At 62.8% G+C, this 17893-nt stretch carries 17 protein-coding genes; 4 read left to right on the plus strand and 13 right to left on the minus strand.

Annotated features, from left to right (window positions below; translation table 11 throughout):
• Positions 1–16 precede the first annotated feature (16 nt).
• The 10 genes from fis to cutA all read right to left on the minus strand — a co-directional run bounded on the left by fis (position 17) and on the right by cutA (position 9488).
• Positions 17–244, minus strand: a complete 228-nt coding sequence (gene fis / locus GYH35_RS15815; RefSeq protein ID WP_116808282.1) for a DNA-binding transcriptional regulator Fis — start codon at positions 242–244, stop codon at positions 17–19.
• A gap of 139 nt (positions 245–383) precedes the next feature.
• The gene (dusB, locus tag GYH35_RS15820; RefSeq protein WP_161810870.1) at positions 384–1379 is read right to left on the minus strand and encodes a tRNA dihydrouridine synthase DusB; all 996 of its coding nucleotides are present in this window, start codon (positions 1377–1379) and stop codon (positions 384–386) included.
• The gene (locus GYH35_RS15825; protein WP_161829141.1) at positions 1379–2581 is read right to left on the minus strand and encodes a DUF3426 domain-containing protein; all 1203 of its coding nucleotides are present in this window, start codon (positions 2579–2581) and stop codon (positions 1379–1381) included. The genes dusB and GYH35_RS15825 overlap by 1 nt, the downstream gene beginning before the upstream one ends.
• A gap of 20 nt (positions 2582–2601) precedes the next feature.
• A complete protein-coding gene (gene prmA, locus GYH35_RS15830) occupies positions 2602–3543 on the minus strand; it encodes a 50S ribosomal protein L11 methyltransferase (RefSeq protein WP_161828942.1) in 942 nt (313 codons plus the stop codon).
• Between the two features lie 6 nt (positions 3544–3549).
• The gene (gene accC, locus GYH35_RS15835) at positions 3550–4893 is read right to left on the minus strand and encodes an acetyl-CoA carboxylase biotin carboxylase subunit (protein ID WP_161810872.1); all 1344 of its coding nucleotides are present in this window, start codon (positions 4891–4893) and stop codon (positions 3550–3552) included.
• Between the two features lie 59 nt (positions 4894–4952).
• The gene (accB, locus tag GYH35_RS15840) at positions 4953–5414 is read right to left on the minus strand and encodes an acetyl-CoA carboxylase biotin carboxyl carrier protein (protein ID WP_129640901.1); all 462 of its coding nucleotides are present in this window, start codon (positions 5412–5414) and stop codon (positions 4953–4955) included.
• A gap of 59 nt (positions 5415–5473) precedes the next feature.
• Positions 5474–5923 (minus strand): type II 3-dehydroquinate dehydratase, encoded by a 450-nt coding sequence (gene aroQ, locus GYH35_RS15845; RefSeq protein WP_161810873.1) that lies wholly within the window; start codon positions 5921–5923, stop codon positions 5474–5476.
• Positions 5924–6174: 251 nt separating this feature from the next.
• The gene (locus tag GYH35_RS15850; RefSeq protein ID WP_161810874.1) at positions 6175–6846 is read right to left on the minus strand and encodes a TlpA family protein disulfide reductase; all 672 of its coding nucleotides are present in this window, start codon (positions 6844–6846) and stop codon (positions 6175–6177) included.
• Positions 6847–6865: 19 nt separating this feature from the next.
• Positions 6866–9148: a protein-disulfide reductase DsbD gene (dsbD, locus tag GYH35_RS15855; protein ID WP_161828943.1), complete on the minus strand. Its 2283-nt coding sequence runs from the start codon at positions 9146–9148 to the stop codon at positions 6866–6868.
• Position 9149: 1 nt separating this feature from the next.
• A complete protein-coding gene (gene cutA, locus GYH35_RS15860) occupies positions 9150–9488 on the minus strand; it encodes a divalent-cation tolerance protein CutA (RefSeq protein ID WP_161810875.1) in 339 nt (112 codons plus the stop codon).
• A gap of 292 nt (positions 9489–9780) precedes the next feature.
• On the opposite strand from cutA, the gene groES reads away from it, so the two are divergent.
• From groES to GYH35_RS15880, 4 genes are all read left to right on the plus strand, one after another.
• Positions 9781–10071: a co-chaperone GroES gene (gene groES / locus GYH35_RS15865; protein WP_116808371.1), complete on the plus strand. Its 291-nt coding sequence runs from the start codon at positions 9781–9783 to the stop codon at positions 10069–10071.
• Between the two features lie 48 nt (positions 10072–10119).
• Positions 10120–11763 (plus strand): chaperonin GroEL, encoded by a 1644-nt coding sequence (gene groL, locus GYH35_RS15870; protein WP_161810876.1) that lies wholly within the window; start codon positions 10120–10122, stop codon positions 11761–11763.
• Between the two features lie 100 nt (positions 11764–11863).
• Entirely contained in the window at positions 11864–12301 is a 438-nt protein-coding gene (locus tag GYH35_RS15875; protein WP_161810877.1) for an NfeD family protein, read from the plus strand.
• A 52-nt stretch (positions 12302–12353) separates the two neighbouring features.
• Positions 12354–13274, plus strand: coding sequence for an SPFH domain-containing protein (locus tag GYH35_RS15880; protein ID WP_161811384.1), 921 nt, complete (start codon positions 12354–12356; stop codon positions 13272–13274).
• A gap of 96 nt (positions 13275–13370) precedes the next feature.
• On the opposite strand, the gene GYH35_RS15885 is transcribed toward GYH35_RS15880, so the two are convergent.
• The 3 genes from GYH35_RS15885 to GYH35_RS15895 all read right to left on the minus strand — a co-directional run.
• On the minus strand, positions 13371–14837 hold the full coding sequence (locus GYH35_RS15885) for a VWA domain-containing protein (protein ID WP_161828944.1): 1467 nt from the start codon (positions 14835–14837) through the stop codon (positions 13371–13373).
• 15 nt (positions 14838–14852) lie between these two features.
• Positions 14853–15794: an AAA family ATPase gene (locus tag GYH35_RS15890; protein ID WP_161828945.1), complete on the minus strand. Its 942-nt coding sequence runs from the start codon at positions 15792–15794 to the stop codon at positions 14853–14855.
• A 2-nt stretch (positions 15795–15796) separates the two neighbouring features.
• Positions 15797–17893: pyrroloquinoline quinone-dependent dehydrogenase (locus GYH35_RS15895; protein ID WP_235936792.1), on the minus strand; the 2097-nt coding region annotated here is incomplete at its 5' end.

Here is a 17893-nt window from a genome sequence, read left to right on the forward strand (position 1 = left end):
GGGCTGTCGATCTCTCTCAGTTTGCCAGACCGTAAGTCTTCAACTTCTTACGTAACGTGCCGCGATTGATGCCGAGAATGTCGGCGGCGCGGCTCTGATTGCCTTCGGCGTAGTCGAGCACGGCCTTGAACAGCGGCTCTTCCACTTCGCGCAGCACCAGATCGTACAACTGACCGGGCTTGTGGCCGTTCAAGGTCGCGAAATAGGAATCGAGCGCTTCCGCCGTCATCGTCCTTAAGGGCATCGCCCGCGTCGCGGGTCGTGCCAGGGGCTCTCGACGAGCTCTGGTTTTTTTTCTGGGGGCCATGGCCTCTCCGCCAAAATTCTCTGCAATCAAAAATTCGTCCACGTGTCGCGTGCCTCGCTTGGGCGCGCGACAGTCACTATGCCGCGCTTGACAGACTCTCTTCCGGCGCTTCTTCGAGCGCATTGAAATACGCCTGTACGCGATCGAGTTGTGTCGTCGCGTCTGTCGCCTGCATCACGGCTTGTCGTAAAGCCGGCGCAGATGCGCGACTCTTCGCATACCAATCGATGTGCTTACGCGCGACCCGGACTCCCGCCTCCTCCCCGTAGAAAGCATGCAGATCGCGCAAGTGAGCGAGCATGATATCACGGACTGTCGCGATGGAAGGCGCGGCAAAAAATTCTCCGTTCAGCGCGGCGAGAATTTCATGGAAGATCCACGGGCGACCTTGTGCGCTGCGCCCGATCATCAAGCCATCTACGCCGGTCTGTTCAAGTACGTGTTTCGCTTTCGCACCTGAGTCGATGTCGCCATTGGCGAAAATCGGAATCGACACGCTCTGCTTGATGGCGCGGATGGTTTCGTACTCAGCGTTGCCCTGATACATGCAGGCGCGCGTGCGACCGTGAACCGCCAGCGCCTGCACGCCGATTGCCTCGGCCATGCGCGCGATGTTGAGGCCGTTACGATGCTCGGGATCCCAGCCCGTGCGCATTTTCAATGTGACGGGCACGTTCACTGCCTTGACAACCGCTTCGAGAATCGCTTGCACCAGCGGCTCATCGCGCATCAGCGCCGAGCCGGCCGCCTTATTGCAAACTTTTTTCGCCGGGCAGCCCATGTTGATATCGATGATTTGCGCGCCGGCGTCGACGTTACGTTGCGCGGCCTCGGCCATCATCTCCGGATCGCCGCCGGCGATCTGCACGACGCGCGGCTCGGGCTCGCCGCTGTGATCCATGCGCCGACGTGACTTCTCGGTGTGCCATAAGCGCACATCGCAAGTCAGCATTTCTCCAGCGGCAATGCCAGCTCCCATGCGCCGGCACAACAACCGGAACGGCAGATCGGTCACGCCCGCCATGGGCGCGAGCGCGAGGTTGTTGACCAGTTCGTAACCGCCGATGCGCATCACAGCTTGCCCGGAACGTCTGCGGCGCAGACCGGCCCGCGCGCGCCGCGCAAGCAGACATCGAACCGGAAACCTTCCGCGTCCGGACCGGGATCGACGATCGCGATGCTGGCGTTGCTTTGTTGAGCGGGCGCGAGCATGCGATCCGGCGCGGCGGTGGGATCCAGATATTCCGAAGGGTCGAACTCGCGCGCGCGCACTTGATCGCCCCAACGGTCCTCGAGCACTAACTTCAGCAAGGGATAGGGCTGCGGAAAGTCGGCGAGATTTTTCACGCTGGCGCGCACCTTCAGGGTTCCAGGCTGCGCGGGATCGGCAACCACGCCCCATTGACGCACTTCATAGGCATGCAAGTTCCAATCGGGCCGCAACGTCAGGCCAAGTGCGCCATAAATGCTCTGCAGGGGTGCGCCGATCTGCGGGTGTTTGGCCAAAGCGGCGCGATAGTGATGTACGACTTGCACGAGCAACAGCAGAACCAGCGGCGCTGCCAGGATCTTCCACAGCGATGACACGCTTTCCGTGCTCTGCTGCCGGGACGGGAAGTCGAAATCGACGGCTGGCGTGTCGTCGACTGAGATCGCGCGCGGATTGCGACGGGTTCGCGTGCCAGCCGGCGGCCGCACGCGTGTGTTCGTGAAGTTCGCTTGCGGCTGCGCCTGAGCCTGCGCCCACCGACCGGACTGTGAAGCGGCGCGTTCGGCTTCCATCTCCGCGGCGGCGGCCTCGATGTCCGCATCCTCTGCGGCGACGCTGGAATATTCCTCCCGCATGTCGATGACTTCGGGCTCCGAGTCATCTTCACGATCGACGTCGACGTCGCTGGTGGCGTCGTCCTGATCGATTTCGACCCACTCTTCGATCACTTCCTCGCGGATCTGCGGCTGGCCCTGGCCGCTCTCGTCGATGGCCTCGTACACGCCGCTGATTTCGATGTGGCGGCCTTCGAGCGTGATGTCCTCGTGCTCGACCGGCTCTTCGACTTCAATCTGTCCGGGCGGCGGCGGCGGTTGCGGAATGGCCCGTGGCGGGCGCATGAACTGGCCGCTTTCGATCTCGCCGTCGTCGGTTTCTTCGATCAGGCGCTCGAGCGCGTCGAACTGTGTCTGGCAGCGGCCGCAACGCACTTGACCGTGCGCGACCCGGAGGATCTCGCTGGTGACGCGAAATGTCGTCTGGCAGCTGGGACACTGAGTCAGCATGCTCGGATCATCACGGGCACTTAAGTGGGTCTGGGCGGCGGTGGAGTCGGGCGGCGCACGCCGTCGAGGCGCGCCCAGTCGTCTCGGACGACGACGGGGGCAATATCAAACCACGGCGCATAAGTGGTTGCCACAGCTTCCGCCTGATTCCGCAGAATTCCGGACAGCACCAGCCGGCCGCCCGCGCGGACGCGGCTCGCGAAGGCCGGCGCGAGGCTTTCCAGTGGCCCGGCCAGGATATTGGCCAGCAGAATATCGGCCGGCGCGCCGTGCGATTCAGCCTCGCTATCGGCCAGGCGCGCGACGATGAGCTGCGCGACACCGTTGCGTTCAGCATTGTCGTGAGTGGCCAGCAGCGCTTGCGGGTCGATGTCGATCGCAAGCACCTCGGCCGCGCCCAGCTTGGCGGCGGCGATGGCAAGGATGCCCGAGCCGCAGCCGTAGTCGATGACTCGCGCACCGGCGACGTTGGCGGCATCCAGCCATTCGAGGCACAGCGCCGTAGTGGGATGGGTGCCCGTGCCGAAGGCGAGGCCGGGGTCCAGTTCGATTAGTACCGGCGCGGGGATCGCGCGCAGCTGTTCCGCATCGGGCTGCTGGCCGCCCGGGCAGATCCACAGCCGCTCACCGAAACGCATGGGCCTGAAATCTTTCAGCCACTCGCGTTCCCACGCGCGATCCTCGAGTGTTTCAAAGGCGACGCGAGCGAGCGGCTCGGCAAGCTTGCCGCTCAGCTCCGCGCGCAGGAGCTGCAGCAGTTCTTGGGTGTCAGGTTCGCCTTCGAACAGCGCTTTCAACCGGACGCGCGGCCACAGCGGCGTCGTTCCGGGGAGCGGTTCGAGCACGGGATCGTCACCCTCGTCCTCGAGGGTGATGGAGGAGGCGCCGGCCGCCAGCAGCGCATCCTCGTACGGCGCAGGGTCGGCTGCGCCGATCGGCAGGATGAGCTGCAGAAATGGCATGGCCGGTTATTTGATTCCGAGACGACGTTCCAGGTAGTGAATATCCAAGCCGCCGGCCTTGAACGCGGCGTGATTGAAGATTTCCTGGTGCAGCGGGATGTTGGTCTTGATGCCTTCGATGACCATTTCCGACAGCGCGTTCTTCATGCGCGCGATTGCGGTGTCGCGATCCTCGCCGTACGCGATGACTTTGCCGATCATCGAGTCGTAGTACGGCGGCACGGTGTAGCCGCTGTACAGATGGCTGTCGACGCGAATGCCCGGGCCGCCCGGCGCGTGGAACAGCTTCACCGGACCCGGCGAAGGAATGAAACCCTTCGGATCTTCGGCGTTGATGCGGCACTCGATGGCGTGGCCGCGGATGTTGATGTCGTTCTGCGTCCACGGCAGGCGCTCGCCCGAAGCGACGCGCAGCTGTGCTTTCACGATGTCGATGCCGGTGATCTGCTCGGTCACCGGATGTTCCACCTGCACGCGCGTGTTCATTTCGATGAAATAGAACTCGCCGTCCTGATACAGGAATTCCAGCGTGCCGGCGCCGCGATAGCCGACTTCGCGACAGGCGGCGACACAGCGGTCGCCGATGGCCTTGCGCTGTTTCGGCGTGATGCCGGGCGCGGGCGCTTCTTCGATGACCTTCTGATGACGACGCTGCAGCGAGCAGTCGCGCTCGCCCAGATGCACCACGTTGCCGTAGTTGTCGGCGAGCACCTGGATCTCGATGTGGCGCGGCTTCTCGAGGAACTTCTCCATGTAGACCTCGGCGTTGCCGAACGCGGCCAACGCTTCGGCCTGCGTCACATTGATCGCATTGATCAACGTTGCATCGCTGTGCACGACGCGCATGCCGCGGCCGCCGCCGCCGCCGGAAGCTTTGATGATGACGGGATAGCCGAGCTCGTTCGCGATCCGGAAGTTTTCATCGGCATCGGCGCCGAGCGGGCCGCCGGAGCCGGGCACGCAAGGCACGCCGGCCGCCTTCATCACGCGGATGGCCGACACTTTGTCGCCCATCATGCGGATCACTTCGGGCTTCGGGCCGATGAAAATGAAGCCGCTCTTTTCCACGCGTTCGGCGAAGTCCGCGTTCTCGGACAAGAAGCCGTAGCCGGGATGGATCGCGACCGAATCGGTCACTTCCGCGGCGCTGATGATCGCCGGCATGTTGAGATAGCTCTCTTTGGAGGACGGCGGCCCGATGCACACCGATTCGTCCGCGAGCAGCACGTGCTTCTGATTGAAGTCGGCTGTGGAATGCACAGCGACGGTTTTGATGCCCAGCTCACGGCAAGCGCGCAAAATCCTTAGCGCGATCTCGCCGCGATTGGCGATGACTACTTTTTCCAGCATGTTTGGTTTTTACCGCGGGTGTCGGCGCGAGCCGCGCCAGCACGCGACGAAGTTATTCGTTACTCGATAATGAAGAGGGGCTGGCCGAATTCGACCGGGTCGCCGTTCTTCACCAGCACGGCCGTGACGCGGCCGGACTTGTCGGACTCGATCTGATTCATCATCTTCATGGCTTCGATGATGCAGAGGGTGTCGCCGACGTTGACCTCGCTGCCGATATCGACGAACGCTTTCGCGCCCGGCGAGGCAGCGGAATAGAACGTGCCGACCATCGGCGCCGTCACCGTGTGATCGGCCTTGCTCGCGGCGGGAGCTGCAGCTACAGGAGCGGCGACAGCAGCAGGAGCGGCGGCAACGGGGGCCGCGACCGGCGGCGCTGCATAGTGCACGATCGGCGCCGGGGCTCCGCCCTGCGGATAGCGGCTGATGCGCACCGACTCCTCGCCCTCACTGATCTCGATCTCGGCGATGCCGGATTCCTCGAGCAGCTCGATGAGTTTTTTGACCTTGCGAATATCCATACGGATCCTCTTGTTCTTTTCCTGCGAGAGCGCGGAAAGAGTGCGAAAAAAACAGCTTGTTACTTACGAGGCAGGGTCAGGTAGTTGGCCGCCGCGCGCAGCGCCAGCTCATACCCGAAGGCGCCCAGTCCCGTAATCGTGCCGATGGCGATGTCGGAGAAGTACGAGTGATGGCGGAAAGGCTCCCGCGCATACACGTTACTCAGATGCACTTCGATGAAAGGAATCTTCACGCCCAGCAATGCGTCGCGCAGCGCCACGCTGGTGTGCGTGAAGGCCGCGGGATTGAAGATGATGCAGGCGACGTGCGAGGTCGGCGCCTCGTGAATGCGGCTGATCAGCTCAGCCTCGGCATTGCTCTGGAAAGCGGAGAGGTGGTGGCCGGATTCCGCCGCCAGCTGGCTCACGCGGTTCACGATCTGCTCGAGGGTCACAGACCCATAGGTCCCCGGCTCGCGCGTGCCGAGCAGGTTGAGATTGGGGCCGTTGAGGAGCAGCAGATGAGCCATGCAGGGATGGGTACGCCAAATTCACTTTACCGAAGATGGCGGCGAGTTTAACCAGATTGGGTGCAATTTGGCGATGATCTGCGCCGCGATTGCGCCACGTTCAGCGCCGGATCGGGGCGTCTCGTGGGCAATTCCGCAACAGCGACCGGAGCGCGCGGGTTCGGCTCAAGACCCGGAAAAACACGCCGAAGCGCGTATGAGCCGGAAAAACCGGGCGGGCATCATAGCCGATTCGGCGGTGTCGGCCAGCTTTACTCTTTGGCCGCCGGCAATTCCTGCAGTTGTTTGGCTGCAACGGCGCGGGCCGCCGCCGGCGTCAGTTCGCCCGCATTGACCCGGCGAACCGTCGCCAGCATCACTTCCGCCTGCTCCGGATGGATCTCGCCGAGATGGAACAGCACCAGACGGTGCTGGTTGTCCGTGAAAACTGTGAAGGGGAATCCCAGCGAGCCACGGCCGAACTTGGTGACCGCCTCGAGCCCGTCTTCCTCGCCGATCAGGAGCGGATAGTCGATCCCGATCTCCTTGGCGTACTTCAGCACGTCTTCGCGGAAGTCCACCGCGACACCGACGATCTGAAAGCCTTCGGCGCCATGTTCAGCCTGAATCTTGTTCAGCAGCGGAATCTCGCGACGGCAGGGCGCGCACCAGGTCGCCCAGAAATTCACGATCATCGACTTGCCGGTCCAGCTGCGGATGGACTGCGGCTGGCCTTCGAGATTGGCGAGCGTGAAGTCGGGGAGGATTTCGGGAAGCCCGTCGTCGCTGTCGCCTTCGGCTGCGTCTTGGGCAGGCGCGCTGCCATTCGTTTCGTTCGCGACTTGCGGTAGCTCGACGGCGCGAGGCGCGAGCGCGAATTGATAGATGCCGAAGCCTGCGGCCGCCGCCACGAGGGCGACCACGACGTATCCGATGGGTTTCATATCCGGTCTCGACTGGCCCTTAGCTGCCGAAAGCGGCTTTCACATGATCGCGGAAGCGCTCGGCGGGCACGAATCCTACCAGCCGGAAGTCTTTCCGTTCGACTCCGTCGGCGCCGTAGAACGCGATGGTCGGCGGGCCAAAGATCTCGAAGCGGTTCATCAATGCTTTGTCCGCATCGTCGTTGGCAGTCACGTCAGCCTGTAGTAGCACCGCGTTCGCGAGCGCCGACTGCACGCCGGGATCGGGGAAAGTGAATTTCTCCATCTCTTTGCACGACACGCACCAGTCTGCGTAGAAGTCGAGCATCACCGGCTTGCCTGCGGCCATCGCGGTAGCGACGGCGTTCTCCAGATCGGACACAGTTTTGATGCGCTGGAAAGCGAGGACATGCTCTTGCGTGCCCGCGCCACCGCCGCTGGCAGCCAATCGATCCAGCGGTTTCAGCGGATCCTTGCTGCCCGATGCCGCGCCGATCAGCAACAGAATGCCGTAGACCACCGCGATCAAACCCATCCCTCGCAGCGGCGCGGCGGCCGGATTGCCATCGCGGGCTTTGAGCGAGAACACCCAGTAGCCGGACAACACCGCGAGCAGTGACCACAACAGCATCACCGCGCTCTCAGGCAGCAGCGGCGCAGCGAGATAAACCGCCACGGCGAGGAACAGCACGCCGAACAGCGATTTCACCACATCCATCCACGGCCCGGCCTTGGGCAGCAACGATCCCGCCGATGCGCCCACGATCAGCAACGGCACGCCCATGCCCAAGCCGGTCGCATACAAGGCGCCGGCGCCGCGAGCGATCTGGCCCGTCTGGCTGATGACCGACAGCGCCGCGATGATCGCCGGCGCGACACACGCGGTGACCACCAGCGCCGACAACGCGCCCATGATGAACGTGCCGACGTAGGTGCCCGACTTCTGTTCGTTGCTGACATTGGTCAGCTTGGTTTGCAGCGAACTCGGCAGCTGCAACGTGAACGCGCCGAACATCGCCAATGCCAGCACGACGAACAGCAATGTCATCAACGTGATAATCCATGGCTGCTGGAAAAACGCTTGCGGCGCTTGTTTGAACGCGAGCACGAATGCCGCGCCGGCGGCCGCGTAAGTGAGCGCCATGCCTTGCACATAAGTAAATGCAAGCGAGAAGCCGCGAGCAGGTGTCACGGTGCCGCCCTGGCCCACGATGATGCCGGAGAGAATCGGGATCATCGGCAGCACGCACGGCGTAAACGACAACAAGATGCCGAGGCCGAAGAACGTGGCGAGCACAGCAAACAAATTGCCGTCGCGGATCAGCGAGGCCAGTTTGTCCTGCTCGGCGACCGGCGCTCTTGAAGTCGACGAGGCATCAGCCGCGCCCGGCTGCGCATCGGCCGGCAGCGTCGTCGCTGTATCGGACGGCGGCAGTTCCAAAGAAACATTCTTTACGATGGGGTTGTAACAAAGCCCGCCCTCGGCGCAGCCCTGATAGGTGACCTTCAGATCCAGCGTGCCGCCCGAGCCTGCCGGGCGCGCGATCGGCAGCGAGGCCTCGAGAATTTCGTGATAGACCTCGGTGTTGCCGAAGTTCTCGTCATGTTTCATCTGGCCCTTGGGCAACTGCAGCTTGCCCAGGGTCACGCCCGGCGTGTCGGTCGTGACCTGGAGGCGATCGCGATACATGTAATAGTCCTCGGCGATCACCCACGTCAGCGCCACCGAGTCGGGTTTCTCCATGCCGGCGCCGAAACGAAATGCTTCGTCCGGCGGCAGGAAGTCGTCCTGCTGTTGAGTTGCGCCGGGGGCGCCGGACTTCGACTTGAACAGCGAGCTGAAGCCGCTACCGCCGCTCTGGCTTGCGGCCGCAGGCAGATCGATCTCGGTCTTCCAGCGCTGCGGCGGATAACACAGGCCGGCGTCGGCGCAACCCTGGAGCTTCAATTCGAGCGCCAGCTTCTTGGGACGCTCGCCGCTGTGAACGGTGAATGCGACCGGCACTTCGACATTGCCGCGATAGATTTCCTGCGTGCCGAAATAATCGTCGGTGTGATCCTCGCCCTTCGGCCACTGCGGCTCGGCGAGCTGTACGGTCGCCATGGTCGAGGCCACGGCCATCTTTTTCTTATAGAGGTAGTAGCCCTTGGCGACTTTCCAGTGGACCACGATGCGATCGCCCTCGGCGTCGATCGTGTAGCGATAGGCGTCCTGAGGCGCCAGGAAGTCATCCGCCGCCAGCGCGGGTTGAGCGAGCGCGAGCCAGGCCAGCACCGCCGCCGCGAGCCAGCCCATCAGTCCAGATCGATGCCTGTCGTTCAAGTTATTCGCCTTCAGAGTTCTCGCCCACGCCGGTTCGGACCCATTGCAGGTAGCGTTCGTTCCCACCCAGGACCGGCAGGACCACCAGTTCCGGCAGTTCATAAGGGTGCAGGGCCTGCAGCCGGGCTTCCAGCCCCGCCAGGCGCGCCGCCGTCGTCTTAATGATTAACAGAATCTCGGCGTCGTCCTGGAGACGCCCGTCCCAGAAGTAGGTCGAGGCGACCCCGCCCACCCGATTCACACAGGTTGCCAATCGCTCGCTCACCAAAACCTCGGCCAGACGCTTGGCCGTGGCCTCGTCCGGGCAGGTCGAGAGAGCCACAATCACTTGCTCGGTCATGGGGTTACACTCGCTGGGCGCGGCGCGCAGCATAGCCAATCGGGAGCCTCGAAGGCAGTGCTTATGCAACTACATGGGGGTCAACGCCAGGGCCAAATTCGACTTGAAATATCCCTTTCGCTGCCTATTATTAGCACCCGCATGGGGTGAGTGCTAACGCGATCTTGCGATCGACCTGGCCCGCACCCAAGCCACGATTCGAACACGCCGGTCTCGCGCCGGCCGTTTTTAACCTGACTCGTCAATCCAATCGCAAACTAGCTTTGCCGAGGTTTGAGCTATGGCCGACAAACTGAAGATTCGTCCCCTGCACGATCGCGTGATCATCAAGCGCCTGGAAGAGGAGCGCACCTCGCCCGGCGGCATCGTGATTCCGGACTCGGCGACCGAGAAGCCGATCAAGGGCAAGGTCGTTGCGGTCGGGAAGGGCAAGATCCTGGAGAACGGCGAAGTGCGCGCGCTGGACGTGAAGGTTGGCGACAACATTCTGTTCGGCAAGTACAGCGGCACCGAAGTGAAGGTCGACGGTGAAGAGCTGCTGGTCATGCGTGAAGAAGACGTCATGGCCGTGATCGAGAAGTAATTCTCGCCAGCCCCACCATCAAGAATTCGCATTAGAGGTTGAACTCACATGGCAGCTAAAGAAGTACGTTTCAGCGATGACGCCCGCGCGCGCATGCTCAAGGGTGTGAACATCCTGGCGAACGCGGTCAAAGCCACGCTCGGCCCGAAGGGCCGCAACGCGGTGCTCGAGAAGAGCTTCGGCGCCCCCACCGTCACCAAGGACGGCGTGTCGGTCGCGAAGGAAATCGAGCTGAAGGACAAGTTCGAGAACATGGGCGCGCAGATGGTGAAGGAAGTCGCTTCCAACACCTCTGACGAGGCTGGCGACGGCACCACCACCGCCACCGTGCTCGCCCAGGCGATCGTGCGCGAAGGCCTGAAGGCCGTCGCCGCCGGCGCCAACCCGATGGATCTGAAGCGCGGCATCGACGCTGGCGTGATCGCCGCCGTCGAAGAGCTGAAGAAGCTCTCCAAGCCCTGCAAGGATCAGAAGGCCATCGCGCAGGTCGGCACGATCTCCGCGAACTCCGACGAGTCGATCGGCAAGACCATTGCCGACGCGATGGAGAAGGTCGGTAAGGAAGGCGTGATCACCGTCGAAGAAGGCTCGGGCCTGCAGAACGAGCTGGATGTCGTCGAAGGCATGCAGTTCGACCGCGGCTACCTGTCCCCGTACTTCATCAACAACCAGCAGAACCAGACCGCCGAGCTCGACAACCCGTACATCCTGCTGTACGAAAAGAAGATCTCCAACGTCCGCGAAATGCTGCCGCTGCTGGAAGGCATCGCGAAGGCTGGCCGTCCGCTGCTGATCGTCGCCGAAGATGTCGAAGGCGAGGCGCTGGCGACCCTGGTCGTCAACACCATCCGTGGCATCGTCAAGGTTGCCGCCGTGAAGGCCCCCGGCTTCGGCGATCGCCGTAAAGCCATGCTCCAGGACATCGCCGTGCTGACCGGTGGCACCGTGATCTCCGACGAAGTCGGTCTGTCGCTCGAGAAGGCGACGCTGAACGACCTCGGCGAAGCCAAGAAGATCGTCGTTGAGAAAGAAAACAGCACGATCATCGACGGCAAGGGCAAGAACAGCGACATCAAGGCTCGCGTCGAGCAGATCCGTCGTCAGATCGAAGAAGCCACTTCGGACTACGACAAGGAGAAGCTGCAGGAGCGCGTCGCCAAGCTGTCTGGCGGTGTGGCCGTGATCAAGGTCGGCGCCGCCACCGAGATCGAAATGAAGGAAAAGAAGGCTCGCGTCGAAGACGCGCTGCATGCGACCCGCGCTGCCGTCGAAGAAGGCGTGGTTCCGGGCGGCGGCACGGCGCTGATCCGCGCGCAGAAGGCTGTCGAGAAGCTGGAAGGCAAGAACGAAGATCAGGCCTTCGGCATCCGCATCCTGGCTCGCTCGATCGAAGAGCCGCTGCGTCAGATCGTCACCAACGCGGGTGAAGACGCCGCGGTGGTGCTGGCGAAGGTGAAGGAAGGCAAGGGCACGTTCGGCTACAACGCCGCCACCGGCGATTACGGCGACATGCTCGATCTGGGCATCCTGGATCCGACCAAGGTGACGCGTCTGGCCCTGCAGAACGCCGCTTCCGTGGCCGGCCTGCTGCTGACGACCGAAGTGATGATCGCCGAAGCCCCGAAGGACGAGGCTGATCACGCTCACGGCGCCCCGGGCGGCATGGGTGGCATGGGCGGTATGGATATGTAATCGACCTCGGGTCGGTTTCGTTCAGGGAAAGCCCCGCTTCGGCGGGGCTTTTCTTTGGTGCGCTGGTAAGATCTGCACGAGCTGCGCAGGAGGGAGCGTCATGGCTTGGTGGGCCTGGATGATCGTCGCCGCGATCTCGCTCGCGATCGAAATGTTCGTCTTCGATGCGCAGTTCTATCTGGTGTTCTTCGGCATCTCCGCCGCCCTCGTCGGTTTCCTCGGCCTTGCCGGTGTCGACATGCCGGATTGGGCGCAGGTTCTGGCGCTCTCCGTTCTCGCCGTCACCTCGATGGTGACTTTTCGCAAGCGTGCTTATGAACTGGTGCGCAATCGCACCGGTCACGTCGAAGAGCGCTTGACCATCGGTGACCGCGTCACCGTGCCGGTGCGGCTCGAGCCGTCGCAAACCTGCCGCGTCGACTATCGCGGCACTTCCTGGACTGCGCGCAACGTCGATGAAACGCCGATCGAAGCCGGCCGCGAGGCCGTGATCGCACGCGTCGACGGTCTGGTTCTGATGGTGCGCGCGCCCGCCTGACGCGTCTTCCTTCGAATATTCACAAAAGCTGGAGGTTCTCGTGAGCACGACCATGTATGTGGTGCTGGCCATCCTGGTGCTGGTGTTCATCATCCTGATGAAGACCGCCATCGTGGTGCCCCAGCAGAGCGCGTTCGTCGTCGAAACGCTCGGCCGATACAGCCGCACGCTGCAGGCCGGCTTCCACATCCTGGTGCCGTTCGTCGAGCGCATTGCTTACAAACATACGCTCAAGGAAGACGCGCTCGACATTCCCGAGCAGGTCTGCATCACCAAGGACAACGTGCAGGTCGGCGTCGATGGCGTGTTGTATCTGCAGGTGCTGGATGCGCGCGATGCCTCTTACGGCATCACCAACTATCGCTTCGCCATCATCCAGCTGGCGCAGACCACACTGCGCAGCGAGATCGGCAAGATCGACCTGGATCGCACCTTCGAAGCGCGCGCCACGATCAACGCGAATGTGGTCAGCGAGCTGGATCATGCTTCGAACGCGTGGGGCGTGAAGGTCCTGCGCTACGAGATCAAGAACATCAATCCGCCGAAGGACGTGCTGCACGCGATGGAAAAGCAGATGCGCGCCGAGCGGGAGAAGCGCGCCGTCGTGCTCGCCTCCGAAGGCGATCGCGACGCCAAGATCAACCAGGCCGAGGGCGACAAGCAGCGGGTGATCAAGCAGTCCGAGGCGAGCAAGCAGCAGCAGATCAACGAAGCTCAGGGTCAGGCCCAGGCCATCATGGCGATTGCCACGGCCACGGCTGAAGGTCTGAAGCGCGTCGGTGAGGCGCTCGACAGCCCGGGCGGCATGCAGGCGATGCAGCTGCGTGTTGCCGAAGAGTATGTGAAGCAGTTCGGCAAGCTCGCGGACGAGGCGTCGAGCACGCTGATCGTGCCGGCGACGCTCAGCGATATTCCTTCCATGATCGCCATGGCGACCAGCGTGGTGAAGCAGCAGAACAAGGCGGCGAGTTGACCGGCTGAGACGTATGAGATGAACTCGCGCGCCCGCGTTGCGCGGCGCGCGGAGGACGGCACGAGCCCGTGTGCGGCGAGCTGCCCTGGCGCGGCCCTATCGCTGTGATTGTAGCAGCCGGCTCACGACGCGCTCGAGTTGCGTCAAGGTCCCGCACTCATCCACCTGATGGCAGTACGGTGAGTAGTGCCGCATCTCCGAGTCGCCGGTGTTCCACATCGGGCGTGGCTCAGGGTTGAGCCAGATCACGCGGCGGGCGCGATCGTAGATCTCCTTGAGCACATCCGTGCGCGCGTCACCGTAGTTATTCCGAGCATCGCCTAACACGATCACGGTTGTGCGACGATCGATGTCGTCGAGGCAGAGCTTGCGGAAATCGGCGAGCGCCTGGCCGTAGTCGGTCGAGCCATTGCCGTATTGGCGCAAGGCCAGGGCGATGGCGTCGTCGATGTCGTTGCGGGCGAACAGGTCGGAGACTTCGCCCAGGTCGGATGAGAAAGCGAACGAGCGCACCTTCGGCAGCACTTCCTCCAGGCTGTACAGAAACATCAGCATGAAGCGCGCGTAATTCGCGACCGAGCCGCTCACGTCGCAGATCGCGAAGACTTTGGGCTTGTCGGTCTTCACCGATTTCCATTGCAAATCGAAGATTGCGTCGTCGTATTTCATGTTCCGTCGCAGCGTGCGCGGAACATGCAGCTGGCCGCGACGAAATATCTTGCGTCGGCGCGAATAAGCCGCGACGAGCTTGCGGGCCATCCGCTGGACCAGATCCTGAAGCAGGCGATGGTGGCGCTGCTCCAAAGTGGAGAGCCGGAGATCGCGAAGCAGGCTTTCGCGGAGCCGTCGGCCTGTGACATCGGCATGCAACAAGAACTGATGCTCGACATGGTCGCGGACGCGCTCGCGCAGCCAATCGCGACGTCGGCCGAGATCCTGCGCGAGGTGACGATCCGGAATGGCATCGCTGGCGGTCAGCGTGAATATTTCCTGTTGCAGCTCGGCGTGCCCCATCGCTTCGAGAATGCGGCGCGTGTACACGCCTTTCTGGGTGAACAACTCGATCTCGTGAACGTTCACTTGCTGGCCGGCGGCGCTGATGGCCATGTTGATCTCGATCGTGTTCGCCCGGGTGAGGAGCTGGCCGAGCGCGGATTGAGCCGCTGACATCTCGCCGCTGAGCAATTCAGCGCCACTTGTGCCCTCGGCAACCTGGGTCGAGTTGTTCGCGCCTTCGCCTTGCCCCGTGCGTTGACCCTGAGATTCGCCGCTGCCGCCGGCATCCGCGTTGCCTGGCTGTGCACTATCTGCTGTCGGCGCCTCGTCCGACGTGGGCAGAGGCGAGCGCTCACGAAAAGAGAAGAACTGATCGAAGCAAGTGTCGAATGCGGCCTTCTCGTCCGGTGTCTTGGGCAACACCAGTCCGAGGCTGTCCTTCAGCAACTGCCGATCCCGATAACCCACCAACTGCACGGTGCTGAACGCGTCGAGCGTCTCCGCCGTGGAGATACGCACATCGGCATTACGCAGCGCACGGATGAAGTTGGTGAGCAGCTGATCCATGACGGCGCGGCCTCGTCAGGAACGGACCGCCTTGTCGGTCAGGCTGCGCAGCTCGGGCTGCACGCTTTCGATGTCTTCCTGAAATTTCAGGATCACGTTCATCGTATTGCGCACCAGCTCCGAGTCGAGCCGATCTGCATGCAGCAGCAGCAGGGTGCGCGCCCAGTCGATGGTCTCGCTGATCGACGGCACTTTCTTCAGGTCCAGCTCGCGCAGATCGTGAATGAATCGAACCAGTTGCTCGCGCAGCTGCGGAGCGATCTCCGGGACGCGGGCGTTGACGATGCGTTGTTCCAGCGCGATGTCCGGAAAGGGAATGTACAAATGCAGGCAACGACGCTTGAGCGCGTCGGAGATCTCGCGCGTGTTGTTGCTGGTCAGGAACACGAGCGGCGGTGTATGCCGCGCCTTTACCGTGCCGATCTCCGGGATCGACACCTGATAGTCCGACAGAATCTCCAGCAGCAGCGACTCGAACTCGTGATCGGACTTGTCCACCTCGTCGATGAGCAGCACGCAGCCGCGTTCCTCGCGCAGCGCCTTCAGCAACGGCCGCGCCTCCAGGAACTCTTCCGAGAAGAAGATATCGCCGAACTCATGCAATCGCTTCACGGACTCGGCGAAGCCCTTCGCGCCCTGCAGAACTTCATCGAGGGTCTGCTTGAGCACTTGCGTGTAGAGCAATTGCTTGCCGTACTTCCATTCGTACAGCGCCTTCGCTTCATCCAGCCCTTCGTAGCACTGCAGGCGGATCAGCGGCAGCTCGAACATCTCGGCCGTGGTCTTCGCGAGCTCGGTCTTGCCGACGCCCGGCGGTCCTTCGATCAGGACGGGCTTGCGCAGGTGATAGGCGAGATACACCGCGGTGGCGATCTGATCGGAGCAGATGTAGCGATGCGTCTCGAGGTGCTGTTTCAAGGAGGAAACGGACGCGGCAATGCTTGGAATATCAACCATGGTCAGCGAGTGTCCGCCTCGGGCAGCGCATATGCAATCAGCCAGCCGCCGGCATGGGCTATTGGGGCCGACTTGTCCGCGCCTTGCTGTGCTTCGGGTTCGGCGACGTGACTATCTTCGGGAGTGTCGGTCGCAGGCACGGCAATGACGACGTACTGCTTATGCGTCTGCGGCGACATGTAGCTCATCGGTGTGGCCTGTGCATTGTTCGGCAACACATCGCTCCAAAGAATTTCGCCGGTGGTCACATCGAGTGCGCGGAAGCGCCGGTCCATGGTGCCACCCATGAAGATCAGGCCGCCCTGGGTGACGACGGTGCCGCCGGAGAACGGCACGCCCATGGGCAGCGGCAGGCGAAACTTCAGTCCCAGCGGGCCGAGCTCGTTGGCCGAGCCCAGCGGTCGCCGCCAGAGCAGCGTGCGAGTCCTTAGATCGACTGCGGCGATTTCACCGTAGGGCGGTTGCTGGCACGGAGCAAACAGCGGCGAGAGAAACGGCGCAGTGTACGCAGCGTACGGCGTGCCGAGCTGACGCCCGCCGCCGAAGCCGAGCACGGTGTTCTTATCGACTTCAGCGCGAGGAAACAGCTGCACGTGGTTCGCGAACTGAAGCGCGTTCACGACGATCACGCTGCTGCCTTCATCGACCGCGACGCTGCCCCAGTTCATGCCGCCGGCGAAGCCCGGAAATTGAATACTGCCGCCCAGCGAAGGCGGCGTCATCGGTCCTTCGTAGCGCAGCCGACGAAACTGGATGCGACAAAGCATCTGATCGATGGGCGTAATGCCCCACATCTGCGCTTCGGTGAGCGGCTCGCGATTGAAGCCAGGCATGCCGACGGAGAACGGTTGGGTCTTCGCAGTCCATTCGTGCGGCACATCGGTCTGCGGCACCGGTCGTTCTTCGACCTCGGCCAGCGGCTGGCCCGTGACGCGATCGAGTAGAAACAATTCGCCGCGCTTGGTTGGCGCCACCAGCGCGCGGACCTTCTCCGACTGTCCGTCGGGAACGAAGTCCACGAGCACGGGCTGCGAAGGCACGTCGTAATCCCAGATGTCGTGATGTGTGGTCTGAAACGACCAGCGCAGCGCGCCGCTCTTTGCATCGAGCGCGACCACTGAGCTCGCGAAGCGTTCCGATTCCGGAGATCGATGGCCGCCATAATAGTCCGGCGTGGCATTGCCAGTCGGAATGTAAACCAGGCCCAGCTCATCGTCGGCGCTGAATACGCTCCACGCGTTGGGTGTGCCTCGCGTAAATGTTTCGCCGGGCTTCAGCTCGGTCACGGCTTCAGTGCGCCCGATATCCCAGGCCCACAGCATGCGCCCACTGATCGGATCGAAGCCGCGAATCACGCCGGAAGGTTCCTGTACTTCGACGTTATCGGCGACCCAGCCACCGAGGACAGCGACCCCGCTCGCCATGGTCGGCGGCGAAGTCACATAGTAGAACCCCGGCTTCACCGCGCCCATGCCGGTCAACAGGCTGACTTCGCCGTTCGTGCCGAAGTCCGGGCAACGTTCGCCGGTTGCTGCGTCGACTGCGATGAGTCGTGCATCGGTCGTCGCGGTGAGGATTCGCTCGCCGCACTCAGCTAAATTGTCTGGCGCTCGGTAGTAGGTCACGCCGCGGCATGTGGTCGTGAATCCGACCTTCGAATCGTTGAGCTTGGGATCGAAACGCCAGCGCTCAGTGCCGGTGGCCGAGTCCAGCGCCGCGATGATGTTGCCGGCAAGACAGACGTAAAGAGTGTCACGAATCTGCAGTGGCGTTGCTTTGAATGCGCCGCCGACGCCAGTGCGATAGGTCCAGGCGACCGCGAGTTTGGAAACGTTGCCCGGGTGAATCTGATCGAACGCGGCGAACCGCCGGCCGGCGGTCGAGCCGCCCCAATGTTGCCAGTCGCTGTCAGCGGCGACGGGAAAGCGGCGCACAGCAGGAAAAGGTTGGCTGGTGTTGGCAGGGCGCAGCGTGACGCCCACGCCGATTACGATCAGTAACAGCAGCGCGGACCACGTGACGCTCAAACTTCGCAACGGCCGCGGCTCCCGATCGAGCAATGCGCGCCTCGTCTTCGGTCGCAGTAAAAACAATCCCAG

The organism is Steroidobacter agaridevorans (genome assembly GCF_009932555.1).
In the GTDB taxonomy this organism is placed as follows: domain Bacteria; phylum Pseudomonadota; class Gammaproteobacteria; order Steroidobacterales; family Steroidobacteraceae; genus Steroidobacter; species Steroidobacter agaridevorans.